Genomic DNA, 13,159 nt, shown 5'->3' with positions numbered 1-13,159 from the left:
CCCTGACATGCGGATCATGTGGGGCACGACCGCGCTGGCCTGCTGCGCCGGCGCGGTCGACCTCTTCACCTTCCTCGAACTCGGCGGCGCCTTCGCCGGCATCATCACGGGCAACGTGGTGACGGCCGCCTCCGGCAAGTGGCTCGCCGCCCTGACGGCGGTGGCCGGCTTCGGCGCCGGCGCCTACGCCTGGGCGGCGACCTTCCGCGACCGGCGGACCTTCGGCCTGATCGCCGAACTGGTCCTGCTCGTCATCGTGGCCGTCGGCTGGATCGGCACCGGCACCCACCCCGACCTGTCGGGGCGACTGGCCCTGCTGGCCCTGGCCGGGATCGCGATGGGCGGCCAGAGCGCGATGATGCTGGGCCTCCACCCGAACACGACGTACATGACCGGCGTGCTGACCACCTCCCTCCACGACCTGGCGACCGGCCGGAGGGACACCTTCGTGACGGCCCTCCGGCAGATCGGCGCGTTGGCGGTCGGCGCGGCCTCGACGGCCATGCTGCTGACAGCCGCCCGCCCGTTCGCCCCGGTTCTGGCGGTCCTCCTCCTGATCACCGCGATCTTCCTGCTACCGCATAGCCCGCCGGTCTCGTCGTGAAGGCGCCGCGGCCCTGGGTGCGGCTGCGGAGCCGGGTCGCGTAGCCGAAGACCTCGGCCAGGGGCACCGTCGCCGTGATGACGACCGTGCCCGGCCGGGCCTCGGTGCCGGAGACCTGGCCCTTTCGTGCGGCCAGGTCGCCGAGTACGCCGCCCGCCAGGTCGTCGGGCACCGTAACCGTCACCTCGGTCACGGGTTCCAGGACGGCCATCCGGCACGCACGCAGCGCCTCGCGGAGGGCGAGGCGGCCGGCCGTGCGGAAGGCCAGTTCCGAGGAGTCCTTCACGTGGGTCGCGCCGTCGGTCAGGGTCACCCGCAGGCCCATGACCGGGTGGCCGCCGAGGGGGCCTTCGGCCAGGGCGTCGCGGCACCCCTGTTCGACCGCCTTCACGTACTCCTTCGGCACGCGGCCGCCGACGACCGTGCTCGCGAAGGCGAACGGCTCGTCGCACGGTTCGACGTCGATGCGGACGTGGGCGTACTGGCCCGCGCCGCCGTCCTGTTTGACGTGGCGGTAGAGCACGCCGGTCACGCCCTCCACGACGGTCTCCCGCAGGGCGACCTGCGGGGCGCCGACGCGGATGGTGAGGCCGCGGTCGCGGCGGATCTTCTCCACGGCCACCTCCAGGTGGAGTTCTCCCAGGCCGGACAGGATGGTCTGGCCGGTCTCGGGGTCGGTTCGTACACGAATTGATGGGTCTTCGTCGGCCAGTCGGGCCAGCGCGACGGCGAGCTTCTGGTGCTCGGCCCGGGTCTCGGCCTCGACCGCGACCGAGACGACCGGTTCGGTCGTCGAGGGCGGCTCCAGCACGAGCGGCGCCGCCGGGTCGGCCAATGTCGTGCCCGTCCGCACGGACTTGGGTCCGGTGACGGCCACGATGTCGCCCGCCTCGGCGCGGTCGATGTCGGTGTGCCGGTCGGCCTGGATCCGCAGGATCCGCGAGACGCGCTCGGTCTTCCCGGTCGTCGTGTCGAGGACGGTGTCGCCCTTGCGCAACGTGCCCGAGTAGACCCGCAGGAACGCGGTCCGCTCGGCCACCTTGAACACCAGCCCCGAGAAGGGCCGCGCTTCGACCCTCGGCTCGGGCAGGTAGGCCACCACGGCGTCGAGCAGCGCCTCGATGCCCTGGTTGCGGTAGGCCGACCCGCTCAGCACGACGACCACCTCGCCGGAGAGGGTCAGCTCACGCAGCGCCCTCTGGAGCGTCGCCGGGGAGACGTGCGGATACTCGTCCAGGACGTCGGGATGTCGCTCCGCGACCTGTTCGACCAGCCCGGGCCGCCCGAGCACGAGCGGCACCGGATGCAGCCGCCGCCGGATCGCCTCGACGGTCGCGTCGAGGTCGGCGCCGGGCCGGTCCATCTTGTTGACGAACACGATCCGCGGCACGCCATACCGATCGGCCCGCCGCCAGACGGCCTCGCTCTGCGGCTCCACCCCCGCCACCGCGTCGAACACCGCGACCGCCCCGTCGAGCACCCGCAACGACCGCTCGACCTCGTCGGAGAAGTCGACGTGCCCGGGGGTGTCGATCAGGTTGATCTGGGCGCCCCGCCAGTGGCAGGTCACCGCCGCCGCGAAGATCGTGATCCCGCGGTCGCGCTCCTGCGAATCGAAGTCCGTGACGGTGGTGCCATGGTGCACTTCACCCTGCTTGTACGTCGCCCCGGTGGCGAACAGGACGCGTTCGGTGACGGTGGTCTTGCCGGCGTCGACATGGGCGAGGATGCCGATGTTGCGGAGAGTCATGGCCGTTTCTCTTTCGAGAGGTGAATCCGGAAAGGACGGCGCGATGAAGCCTTCTACGAGAAGGCGGACAACCGGAATCGGGCGCGCAGCCGAAGCCGGGCACCGGAAGACACGCGGATCACCTGGAAGGTACGGAGGGGCGCGGCGGCGTACCGCATGACATCCCCTCCCGTTGATCGGCCTGGCTGGCAGGGCGACGGTAGCAAAGTCGGCCTACCGTCATAAACCGATTTATCACCGTGAGCGGATACAGCGAACGCTACGGCCAGGATGTAGCATTCGCTGCATGAGGCGTCATCAGGCGCTCAAAGTGGTGAGTGCGCAAGCGACCGATCAGTGGGGCCTGGTGACCACGGCACAGGCCAAACTCGCCGGGCTCAGTTCCGTCGACCTCACGCGGCTGCACGAGGCCGGTCTCATCCAAGGCGTCGGAAGAGGGGTCTATCTGGTCGGGGGCGCGCCCGTGCCCGATCACCTGGAGATCAAGCTGGCCTGGCTCAGGCTAGATCCGGCCCGGCCCGCCTGGCAGCGACACCAGCCGGACACCTACGGTGGCGTCGTCTCCCACAGCTCCGCATGCGAACTCCACGGACTCGGCGACGTCCCGGCATCGCGCGTGGAGATCACGGTTCCCGCCCGGCGAACCACCCGGGAGCCGGGGGTCAAGCTCCACCGTGCCGCCATCGACCTTTCGGACGTGACCATCGTCGACGGACTTCCGGTGACGACGGCCGAGCGAACGGTGGTCGACCTGCTGGCCGCCCGCGCTGATGGCGGACATGTCGGCGGCGTGATCGCGGACGCGCTGCGATTGGGTCAGGCCGATCAGACACGCCTGGCCACCCGGATCACCCCCTTCCCCAAAACCTATGGTTTGCCTCATTCGGCATCGAGCCAGGATTTCCTGACATATCTGCTTGAATCCGCCAGAACGAAGCTTCCAAGTATAGATCGGAAACGTGCCCTCGACATTGTCGCGAAGGTTTTCGAAGAACACGGCGAGTCGGGCGGACTCGCTGCGATAAGAAGGCTGCTGGACGTACGCTCCCCGGAGGACGGAATTTGAGCCGCCCCTATGCCAGTCCGCGTGACTTCGAAAAGGCGATGAAGAGCAGAGTCACCGCACACGCCGATCGACACGGGCTGAACCCCACCATGGTCTTCCGTGCTTTCTACTTCAGCCGCCTCGCCGCTCGGGTCTTCCATCATGATCCAGAGGGCTGGCTGCTCAAAGGAGGCCAGGCGCTGCTGCTCAGGTATCCCGCCGCCGCCCGGCTGAGCCGGGACATCGATTTTCAGTGCCCGTCGGCCAAAGACACTTGAGAAGCGCGTGACGCGCTTCTCAAAGCCGCCCGGATGGATCTCGGAGATTTCTTCGGTTTCGTCCCGACCGGTTATGTCGAACACGCCGACCAGATAGGCGGCGCCAAACAGTCCTTCGATGTGAATCTGGGCACTCGCAGGATCGATTCGGTGGCTGTGGATTTCGTCACCGGCCGTCACCCCACGAGTGTTCCGGAGGTCGTTCCGCTTTCCGCCGGAATCGTGTTGCCCTGGCCGGTGGACTGGCCGCAGGCTCGGCTTTATCCGCTCGCCGACCATGTCGCGGACAAGATCTGCGCCATGTACGAACTCCACCGCGGAATCGCGTCGAGCCGGTGGCGTGACCTCGCGGACCTGCTGCTGATCAGCCAACGGGAACGGCTGAACGGCAGGGCGGTCCGGATCGCGCTCGACAGCGAGATCCTGCGACGGACCGGACTGGGTCTCGACTTACGGGTGCCGGAGAAGTTCCGGGTTCCCGGGCCGTCGTGGGAACGCGGCTACGAGTCGGTGGCCGGTGATGTCTCCGGTCTGCGCGGATGCCGATCGTTGGCCGAGGCCGGAGCAGCCGCCGACGCCTTCATCACGCCGATACTCAGCCGGCCCGACCCGGGCGAGTGGGATCCCGTCGCGTCGATGTGGTCGGCTCAGGTCGTCCAGCGGTAGCGGTGTTCCGGGCGGCCCGCCGTCCCGTACCTCGGTCGCAGTTCCGCCTGTCCCGTCGCGCACAGATACTCCAGGTACCGCCGCGCGCTCACCCGCGACAACCCCGTCACCGCAGCCGTCTCGGCCGCCGACAGGTCGCCGCCGTTGGTGCGCAGTGCGTCGGCCACCAGGGCGCACGTCGCCGTCGACAGGCCCTTGGGCAGCACGGCCCGGTTCGTCCCCCCGAAGAGGCGGTCGATGTCCTCCTGGACGGCCGGTCCCGCCATGGCGAGCCGCCGACGGGACTGGGCGTACTGGTCGAGACGTTCGGTCAGTTCGGCCGCAGTAAAGGGCTTGACCAGGTAGTTCACGACGCCGGCCCGCAGGGCGGCCCGGACGGTGTCCATGTCGTTCGCGGCGGTGATCATCAGGATGTCGACCGGGTGGGCGAGGCCCCGGAGGTGGTGGAGGACATCCAGGCCGGACATGTCGGCCATGTACACGTCGAGCAGCACCAGATCGGGCCGGAGTTCCTCGACCGAGCTGATTGCCGCCCGGCCGCCGTGGGCGGTGCCGACGACGCTGAAGCCCGGGATCCGGCCGACGTATCCCACGTGGATGCGGGCCACCATGAAGTCGTCGTCGACGACGAGAACCTTGATCATCCTGACCGCCTCGGCAGCAGCGCGGTGAAGACGGCGCCGCGCTCGTTGTGCACCCTTACCCAGCCGCCGCGCCGTAGGCATGCCTGCCTGGTCAGCGCCAGGCCGAGGCCCCGGGGGCCCGACTGCGCCGCCTTGGTGGTGAAGCCCTCGCGGAACACCTCTTCGGCCAGGTCGGCCGCTATGCCGGGGCCGTCGTCGCCGACCCTCACGTGCAGGCCCTCCTCCGTCGTCCGGACGCAGACCTCCACGGTCCCGCCCCGGCCGTCGAGGGCGTCGAGGGCGTTCGCCACCAGGTTGCCGACGACGAGGACGGCGTCGTGGGGGTCGCCCAGAGTGCCTTCTTCGACGCACGCGTCGGGGGCCAGGCGGAGGGCGGCGCCGCGTTCGGCCGCCTGGGCCGACTTGGCCAGCAGCAGGGCCGCCAGGGTCGGGTCTTTCACCTGTTCGCGGATGTCGGTGGCGTACTGGCCGCCGGCTGATTCGGTGATGTAGCGGACGGCCATCTCCTGTTCGCCCAGCTCCAGCAGGCCGACCACGGTGTGCATGCGGTTGGCGAACTCATGCGCTTGGGCGCGCAGCATGTCGGTGGTGTTGGTGGCCTCGTCCAGCTGATGGGAGAGGCGGATCAGCTCGGTGCGGTCGCGCAGGGTCACCACCCAGCCGCGGTGCTGGCCGCGCACCTCGACCGGGGTGCGGTTCAGCACGAGGGTGCGGCCGTGGCGAAGCACGATCCGGTCTTCGCCGACGTCGTCGCCGGCCATGACGTCGCGCAGGCGGTCGTTCGACGGGAGGTCGTCCAATGATCCGCCGACGTCGCCGAGGAGTTCGTGGGCGACGTCGTTGATCAGGGTCATCCGGCCGTCGAGGTCGAGGGCGACCACGCCCTCCTTCACGCCGTGCAGCACGCCTTCGCGCTGTTCGAGCAGGGCGGCGATCTCCTTGGGTTCCAGGCCGAAGGTCTGGCGGCGGACCCGCTGGGTGATGAACGCCGCCGCCGCCGACCCCAGGACCAGCACGCCGAAGACCGTCCAGATGAGCGGCGGGAGGGCGTCGCCCAGTTCGGCGGCGACCGTCTGTTCCAGTATTCCGACGCTGGCCAGGCCGATGACCTGCCCGTCGAGGCCGAAGATGGGCGCCTTGCCGCGCACCGAGGTGCCGAGGGTGCCGGTCTGCACGCCGGTCCACTCCTGGCCGGTGGTCATCACCTCGGTGCCGTCGGTCGACAACTTCTGGCCGATCAGGGCGGCGTTCGGGTGGGCGTAGCGGATCTCGTCGCGGTTGGCGATGACGACGTAGTCGGCGCCGGTGGCCTTCTGGACGCTCAACGCGATCGGCTGCAGCGTCTGCTCCGGATGGGGGTCGTCGAAGGCCTCCCGGACTCCGGGCAGGCCGGCGACCGACTCGGCGATGGCGAGGGCGCGCTGCTCGTGCTGCTCGTCGAGCTGGCGGCGGGTGTGCCCGACCCAGACCGTCGCGGTGCCGACGACCGTGAGCAGCACGATCACCATTTGGAGGACGAATAGTTGGGTGCCCAATGAGGCGTTGAGCAGCCGTTTCACGCGTTCACTATAGGAGTCCGGCGGAAAACCAGGTCATGACCAATACGACCTATATGACGTCAATCACATAAAGGATCGACGGATCGTGCGGGTTCGCTCAGCATCCTCACCACGTTCAGGTAACCAGTGTGGGAGTCGGCGATGCGACGAACTCTGATATTGGCGGCGGCGCTGCTGGCCGCCGTCGCGGCATGTGGGGCCCCGTCGTCCGGCGGCGGAACCTCGGCCCTGAAGATCATGGCTCCGGCCGCGCCCGGCGGCGGGTGGGACACCACGTCCAGGACCGCCGAGCAGGCCTTCAAGTCGGCCGACCCGAACCTCAAGGTCGAGGTCTACAACGTGCCCGGCGCCGGTGGCACGATCGGCCTCACCCAGCTCGTCGGGGAGAAGGGCAACGGCAACCTGCTCATGACGATGGGCCTGGTCATGGTGGGCGCCATCGAGCAGAACAAGTCCCAGGTCACGCTGGCCGAGACGACGCCGATCGCCAAGCTGACCGAGGAGTACGAGATCGTCGTCGTGCCCGCGAACTCGCCCTTCCAGACCCTTCAGGACCTCGCGACCGCGTGGAAGACCGACCCCGCCAAGGTCGCCGTGGCCGGCGGTTCGGCCGGCGGCACCGACCACATCCTGGCCGGGCTGATGGCCAAGGCGGCCGGGGTCGACCCGAAGCTGGTCAACTACATCGCCCACTCGGGCGGCGGTGAGGCGCTGAACTCGCTGCTCGGCGGCAAGGTCGCGATCGGCATCTCCGGCATCGGCGAGTTCGCCGAGCACGTCAAGTCGGGCAAGCTGCGCGCGCTGGGCGTCTCGTCGCCCGACCGTCTGGAGAGCATCGACGCGCCGACGCTGAAGGAGGGAGGGCTCGACGTCGAACTCGCCAACTGGCGCGGGTTCGTGGCTCCGGGCGGGCTCGACGACGCCGCCAAGCAGTCGCTCACCGACCTGGTGACCAAGATGCACGACTCGGCGGCGTGGAAGGACGCGGTGGCCAAGAACGGCTGGATCGACGTCTTCCAGACCGGGCAGCCGTTCGCCGACTATCTGAACTCCGAGTCGGCCCGGGTGAAGGGCATCATCGCCGAGATGGGGCTCGTGTCCTGATGAGGTGGAGGAACCCGGAACTGCTGCTCGCGGGGGCCGTGCTGGCCCTCGGCGTGTTCGTCATCGTCGGCACCGCCGACGTGACGGCGGCGGCTTCGACGCTCGGGCTGGGACCGCGGTTCTTCCCGATCATCGTCGGCTCCGCCATGATCGCGACCGGCGTGTTCTATGTGGTCGACGTGCTCCGGGGTGGACAGGGCGACCCGGAGGAGAGCGAGGACGTCGACCCGTCGGCGACGTCCGACAAGAAGTCGGTGGCCCTGATCAGCGTGATCTTCCTGGCGTTCGCCGCGTCGGTCGACCTGCTGGGCTGGATCGTCGCGGGCGCGCTGCTGTTCTTCGGCGTGTCGTGGGTGCTCGGCGCCGAGAACCGGCTGCGGGCCGGGGCGCTGGCGATCGTGCTGGCCGTGGCGTCCTACCTGGCCTTCGTGAAGGGTCTCGGCGTCACGCTGCCCGGCGGGCCGCTGGAGGGGCTGATCTGAGATGGACTCGCTCCAGCTGCTGCTCGACGGCTTCGCCACGGCGTTCACGCCGGTCAATCTCCTGTACGCCCTCGTCGGCGTCACCCTCGGCACCCTCGTGGGCGTGCTCCCCGGCATCGGCCCCGCGATGACCGTGGCGCTGCTCCTGCCGATCACCTTCAACGTGCCGCCGGCCAGCGCGTTCATCATGTTCGCCGGGATCTACTACGGGGGCATGTACGGCGGTTCGACCACGTCCATCCTGCTGAACACTCCGGGCGAGAGCTCGTCCATGATCACGGCGCTGGAGGGCAACAAGATGGCCCGCCGGGGCCGCGCCGCCCAGGCGCTGGCCACGGCGGCGATCGGTTCGTTCGTCGCCGGTACGATCGCCACCGCCCTCCTGGTCGTGGCCGCCCCTCTCGTGGTCGACTTCGCGATCTCCTTCGGCCCGGAGGACTACTTCGCGCTGGCGATCCTGGCCTTCACGGCCGTGTCGTCGGTGTTGTCGCGGTCGGTCGTCCGCGGCCTCGCGTCGCTGGGGATCGGCCTGGTCATCGGCCTGATCGGCATCGACCAGCAGACCGGACAGGCCCGCCTCACCCTGGGCATCCCGCAACTGCTCGACGGCATCGACGTCGTCGTGGTGGCCGTGGGCCTCTTCGCCCTGGGCGAGGTCCTGTACGTCGCCTCCCGGCTCCGCCACGGCCACCCCGAGGTGATCCCGGTGGGCCGCGCGTTCATGGGCCGCTCCGACTGGGCCCGCTCGTGGAAGCCGTGGTTGCGCGGCACGGCGCTGGGCTTCCCCTTCGGCGCCCTGCCGGGAGGCGGGGCGGAGATCCCGACGTTCCTGTCGTACTCGGTGGAGAAGCGTCTGGCCAAGGGGCGCGAGTTCGGCGAGGGCGCGATCGAGGGCGTGGCCGGGCCGGAGGCGGCCAACAACGCCTCCGCCGCCGGAACCCTGGTGCCGCTGCTGACCCTGGGCCTGCCGACGTCGGCCACCGCCGCGATCCTCCTGGCCGCCTTCCAGCAGTACGGCCTCCAGCCCGGCCCCCAGCTCTTCGACCACAACCCCGCCCTGGTCTGGGGCATGATCGCCTCTCTCTTCGTGGGGAACGCGATGCTACTCGTGCTGAACCTGCCGCTGGCCCCCGTGTGGGCCAGGGTCCTGCACATCCCCCGGCCCTACCTGTACGCGGGCATCCTGCTGTTCGCGGCCCTGGGCGTGTACGCGCTCAACGCCTCGTGGGTGGACCTGGTCGTCCTCTACCTTCTGGGCCTGATCGGCTTCGCGATGCGCAGGTTCGGCCTGCCGCTCGCGCCGGCGGTGATCGGCCTGATCCTGGGGCCGATGGCCGAGATCCAGCTCCGACGCGCTCTGGCGATCGGCGCGGGGGACGCGACGGTCCTGGTGACCAGCCCGATCGCGGCGATCCTGCTGACCCTGTCGGCGCTGATCCTGGCGGCGCCCCTGGTACGCCGGATCCTGTCACGCCGCAAGCGGGAGGCACTGCGGACCTGATTTCCACAGGCTGTGGACGACCATCGCGGAAACGTCGGCCGGACGGGCGAACCTGACCCCGTCCCGGGCGGGCGGGCGCGGCGTCCGGTGTCGTCGTCCACAGGCTGTGAACAGCCGGCGGGAAACCGTCGGCCACCGATCTCCGGGCGCCCGTTGTCTCAGGTCACAGCAGCGGGCGCACCGGATGTGATGCGACGGCGTGGCAGGCGCCGAAACCCTCGGCCCTGGCCACGATGCGGCCGTTCGTGACCCGGACGGCCGTCTCCGTCGTACTCACGCCCTCCGGCCCGTAGAGCACCCGCAACGGCGGGGCGGCGCGGAGAGGCTCCAGGCAGTGCAGGGTGTCGCCGATGACGAGCTCGGCCAGCAGCGCCAGCTCCTCGCCCGCCGCCACGATGAGGGTCACGTCGTCGGAGGTGGCCCGCATGGCCTCTTCGACGGCCGACACCCGATGGGGCGCGAGGGTGACCACGACGCCGTCGGGCAGGTCGCCGGCCGGTTCGTCGACCACGTCGACCTTGGCCGCGAACGCCAGGTGGGGCGGCGGCCAGGAGTCGCCGAGGTCGAGGGCGGCGAGGTGTTCGCAGGCGCGGACCACGTCGAACAGGTCGGTGAAGCCGCTGAACTGGCCGGCGCCGTGGAGCATCGTGAGCGCCTGTTCGGCGACCCGGACCTGCCGGCCGGCGCCCGGGTCGAGGCGTTCGAGGGTCAGGCCGAGCAGGATCGCGCTCAGCTTGACGAGCTGGGCGAACGGCTTGCGGGTCGCCTCGTCGGCCATGACCTCGGGCAGCAGGTCGCGGCCCAGCCACGCCTCCGAGCTGATCGGCACACCGGCCAGCCAGGCGCGGGCGAACTCGTGGAGGGCCTGGGCCCTGGTGGTCGCGGGCGCGGCCGTCACGGCGGGACGTTCGGCGGCCAGGACCGCGAAGTAGAGCGCCCGTTTGCCGGGGAAGTTGGAGTAGACCGCGCCCCGGGTGAGCTCGGCCCGCTCGGCGATGTCGTCTATCTTCGCGTCGCGGAAGCCGTACAGGAGGAATTCGGCGCGCGCGGCGGCGAGCACCTTCTCACGGGTGAGCCGCTGGTGCTCCACACGGGACAGCCGAGCCATTTCGCCTCCGCCTTGCCGGACCGACATCGCCCAGGATAGCGTCGCCATCCAGATGTTCTCATCATCTGAATGTCGGAGGGCTCGTGTACGAGATCGACCTCGCCGCCACCATGGGCACCCGTTCGGCGTCTACGGCCGGGCCAGGGAGGCGGGCCCGCTCGCCGTCCTCCGGATGCCGGGAGCCCCGGAGTGGATGGTCGTCACCCGCTACGACGACATTCGGGCGGCGCTCACCGATCCCCGGCTGGAGATCCGGTCGGAGAGCTTCATGCGTCCCGACGTGCCCGACGACTGTCTTCCGTACATGCGGACCATGAGCGAGATGAACGGCGCCGAGCATGCCCGCCTGCGCAAGGCCGCCGCCCCGGCCTTCACCCCGCGCCGGGCCGAGGCGTTCCGCGCCCGGATCACCGAGATCGTCGGCCGCCTGCTCGACCCGCTCGACGGCGAGACGGACCTCATCTCCGCCTTCACCCGTCCGCTGCCCATGGACGTGATCTGCGCCCTGGTCGGCGTCCCCGAGGACGACCGCGAGCGGTGGCGCGCCTACGGCCGGGTCGTCGACACGCCCGGCGGCCCCGGCTTCGCGGCGGCGATCCCCGGCATCATGGACGGCGCCAAGGCGGCGGTGGCCCGGCGGCGCGCCGAGCCGGGTGACGACCTGCTGTCCGACCTGGTGACCACGGAACTGACCGACCAGGAGCTCGTGACCCTGGTCTGGCACCTGGTCCTCGCCGGTCAGACCCCCACGAACCTCATCGCCAACGCCGTGCTGGCCCTGCTCGCCCACCCCGCCCAACTGGCCGTGCTCCGCGAGCGGCCCGGCCTGATGCCGAGAGCGGTCGAGGAGCTGACCCGGTTCTGCGGCCCGACGATGTTGTCGATCCCCCGCTACGCCCACGAGCCCATGGACCTGTGCGGGGTCGAGATCGCCGGCGGCACCCCGGTGACCTGCGCGCTCGTGGGCGGCAACCGCGACCCCCGGGTCTTCGACGACCCCGAGGAGCTCGACGTCACCCGCGAACGCGCGCCCCACCTGGGCTTCGCGCACGGCCCGCACTTCTGCGTCGGCGCCTCGATCGCCCGGGTGACCACCCAGGTCGCGCTGACCGAGCTGCTCAAGCGCGACCTGGAGCTCGCCGCCGACCCTGCGACGCTGCGCACCCCCGACCCGGGCACCTACCGGCTGACCGCACTGCCGGTCCGGCTCTAGTGTTTGCGCTTCCCGCCGATGACGATGATCTTCTGCCGACCGTCGGCGAAGTTCGAGGCGACCGAGGCGTTCACGCTGTTGGCCGACCCGTTCACGTTGGAGAAGTTGCCGCTGTTCACGCCGTTCTTGCGATTGCGGTAATTGCCGCTGTTGTAACTGTTGCCGACGTTGGTGATGGCGCCGCGGTCCTTGGTGACGTTGGTGATGCCGGCCGACGCGATCGGCCCCGGGCCGCCGCCCATCAGGGCCGGGACGATGGCGAGCGTCGCGATGATCATCATTTGACCAGACCCCCGACCTTGGTCTTCTGAGGCCCGTTGGCGAGGTTCGCGCTGTTGGAGGAGTTGTTGCTGCTGGTCGCCCCGTTGGCGTTGGAGAAGTTCCCGCTGTTCACCGGATTCCCCTTGTTGCTGTAGTTGCCGCTGTCGACCGAGTTCCCGCTGGCGATGGCCCCGTTGACGCAGAGCGTCGGCGAGTTGTCCACGGGCGAGTTGTAGTTGATCAGCCGGTTGCCGCAGACCAGGCTCGGCACCAGTCCGACCACCGAGCCCAGGTCGGCCCCGACGATCCCGCCGAGCAACGAGGGCTCGGGATCGGCGTGCGCGGCGGGCGCGCCCAACACCACACCGCCGGCGGCCACGAGGGCCACGAGAGCCCGAAGCAAGAACCTCATGGACCGGCACCCTAGTGACTGCACGGTCACCCAAGGTGACGGCATGCGAGGATCATGCACATGTCCACCGCCGATCTTTACGACGAGCATGGCGAGGCCCTGCAGTCGTGCAGCCTCCAGTTCCGTCAGTACGGCGCCCGCCGCGCCTTCCACGGCCTGATCACGACGCTCCGCTGCCACGAGGACAACGCGCTGCTCAAGTCGATCCTGGAGGAGCCCGGCGAGGGCCGGGCCCTGGTCGTCGACGGCGGCGGCTCCCTGGAGGCCGCCCTGCTGGGCGACGTCATCGCCGGCACGGCCGCCGCCAACGGCTGGGCGGGCGTGGTCGTCAACGGCGCCGTCCGCGACGTGGTCGCCCTCGGCGCCATCGACCTGGGCGTCAAGGCGCTCGGCAGCAACCCGCGCAAGAGCCACAAACACGGTCTCGGCACCCGCGACGTCGCCGTCATCTTCGGCGGGGTGTTGTTCCACCCCGGCGCGACGATCTACAGCGACGACGACGGCATTCTGGTGACCACCCGAGGAAGATGAC

Annotated in this window: 13 protein-coding genes and 1 pseudogene; 8 read left to right on the top strand and 6 right to left on the bottom strand. The window is 70.0% G+C overall.

The window, feature by feature from the left end; genetic code table 11:
• Positions 1 to 7 precede the first annotated feature (7 nt).
• The gene (locus GT755_RS11355; RefSeq protein WP_161479681.1) at positions 8 to 604 is read left to right on the top strand and encodes a YoaK family protein; all 597 of its coding nucleotides are present in this window, start codon (positions 8 to 10) and stop codon (positions 602 to 604) included.
• Here the strand turns inward: GT755_RS11355 and GT755_RS11350 are convergent.
• A complete protein-coding gene (locus GT755_RS11350) occupies positions 558 to 2,354 on the bottom strand; it encodes an elongation factor G (protein ID WP_161479680.1) in 1,797 nt (598 codons plus the stop codon). The genes GT755_RS11355 and GT755_RS11350 overlap by 47 nt on opposite strands.
• Before the next feature lie 286 nt (positions 2,355 to 2,640).
• Here GT755_RS11350 and GT755_RS11345 point away from each other — a divergent pair, with 286 nt between their 5' ends.
• On the top strand, positions 2,641 to 3,420 hold the full coding sequence (locus tag GT755_RS11345; protein ID WP_161479679.1) for a type IV toxin-antitoxin system AbiEi family antitoxin domain-containing protein: 780 nt from the start codon (positions 2,641 to 2,643) through the stop codon (positions 3,418 to 3,420).
• Positions 3,421 to 3,458: 38 nt separating this feature from the next.
• Positions 3,459 to 4,343, top strand: a pseudogene (locus tag GT755_RS11335) (nucleotidyl transferase AbiEii/AbiGii toxin family protein).
• Here GT755_RS11335 and GT755_RS11330 read toward each other — a convergent pair.
• On the bottom strand, positions 4,325 to 4,987 hold the full coding sequence (locus GT755_RS11330) for a response regulator (RefSeq protein WP_161479676.1): 663 nt from the start codon (positions 4,985 to 4,987) through the stop codon (positions 4,325 to 4,327). The pseudogene GT755_RS11335 and the gene GT755_RS11330 overlap by 19 nt on opposite strands.
• Entirely contained in the window at positions 4,984 to 6,546 is a 1,563-nt protein-coding gene (locus tag GT755_RS11325) for a sensor histidine kinase (RefSeq protein ID WP_328794296.1), read from the bottom strand. The genes GT755_RS11330 and GT755_RS11325 overlap by 4 nt, the downstream gene beginning before the upstream one ends.
• 141 nt (positions 6,547 to 6,687) lie before the next feature.
• On the opposite strand from GT755_RS11325, the gene GT755_RS11320 reads away from it, so the two are divergent.
• From GT755_RS11320 to GT755_RS11310, 3 genes are read left to right on the top strand one after another with little or no spacing between them, the layout of a single operon-like run.
• A complete protein-coding gene (locus GT755_RS11320; protein WP_161479675.1) occupies positions 6,688 to 7,650 on the top strand; it encodes a Bug family tripartite tricarboxylate transporter substrate binding protein in 963 nt (320 codons plus the stop codon).
• Positions 7,650 to 8,132, top strand: coding sequence for a tripartite tricarboxylate transporter TctB family protein (locus tag GT755_RS11315; RefSeq protein ID WP_161479674.1), 483 nt, complete (start codon positions 7,650 to 7,652; stop codon positions 8,130 to 8,132). Before GT755_RS11320 ends, GT755_RS11315 begins: the two co-directional genes overlap by 1 nt.
• A 1-nt stretch (position 8,133) precedes the next feature.
• Positions 8,134 to 9,633: a tripartite tricarboxylate transporter permease gene (locus GT755_RS11310; protein ID WP_161479673.1), complete on the top strand. Its 1,500-nt coding sequence runs from the start codon at positions 8,134 to 8,136 to the stop codon at positions 9,631 to 9,633.
• Between the two features lie 163 nt (positions 9,634 to 9,796).
• Here GT755_RS11310 and GT755_RS11305 read toward each other — a convergent pair whose 3' ends face one another.
• Positions 9,797 to 10,741: a TetR/AcrR family transcriptional regulator gene (locus tag GT755_RS11305; protein WP_161479672.1), complete on the bottom strand. Its 945-nt coding sequence runs from the start codon at positions 10,739 to 10,741 to the stop codon at positions 9,797 to 9,799.
• 172 nt (positions 10,742 to 10,913) lie between these two features.
• Between GT755_RS11305 and GT755_RS11300 the strand changes: the two genes are divergently transcribed.
• Positions 10,914 to 11,954: a cytochrome P450 gene (locus GT755_RS11300; RefSeq protein WP_235966470.1), complete on the top strand. Its 1,041-nt coding sequence runs from the start codon at positions 10,914 to 10,916 to the stop codon at positions 11,952 to 11,954.
• Here GT755_RS11300 and GT755_RS11295 read toward each other — a convergent pair.
• On the bottom strand, positions 11,951 to 12,232 hold the full coding sequence (locus GT755_RS11295; RefSeq protein ID WP_161479670.1) for a hypothetical protein: 282 nt from the start codon (positions 12,230 to 12,232) through the stop codon (positions 11,951 to 11,953). The two genes, GT755_RS11300 and GT755_RS11295, sit on opposite strands and share 4 nt — an antisense overlap.
• The gene (locus GT755_RS11290; protein WP_202609899.1) at positions 12,232 to 12,627 is read right to left on the bottom strand and encodes a hypothetical protein; all 396 of its coding nucleotides are present in this window, start codon (positions 12,625 to 12,627) and stop codon (positions 12,232 to 12,234) included. Before GT755_RS11290 ends, GT755_RS11295 begins: the two co-directional genes overlap by 1 nt.
• A 54-nt stretch (positions 12,628 to 12,681) precedes the next feature.
• Here GT755_RS11290 and rraA point away from each other — a divergent pair, with 54 nt between their 5' ends.
• Positions 12,682 to 13,158 (top strand): ribonuclease E activity regulator RraA, encoded by a 477-nt coding sequence (gene rraA, locus GT755_RS11285; protein ID WP_161479669.1) that lies wholly within the window; start codon positions 12,682 to 12,684, stop codon positions 13,156 to 13,158.
• Position 13,159: the final 1 nt, after the last annotated feature.

This window comes from Herbidospora solisilvae (genome assembly GCF_009901565.1).
Classification (GTDB): domain Bacteria; phylum Actinomycetota; class Actinomycetes; order Streptosporangiales; family Streptosporangiaceae; genus Herbidospora; species Herbidospora solisilvae.
The sequence above is the reverse complement of the archived record's forward strand: the minus strand, read 5'-3'. Positions and strand labels throughout refer to the sequence as shown.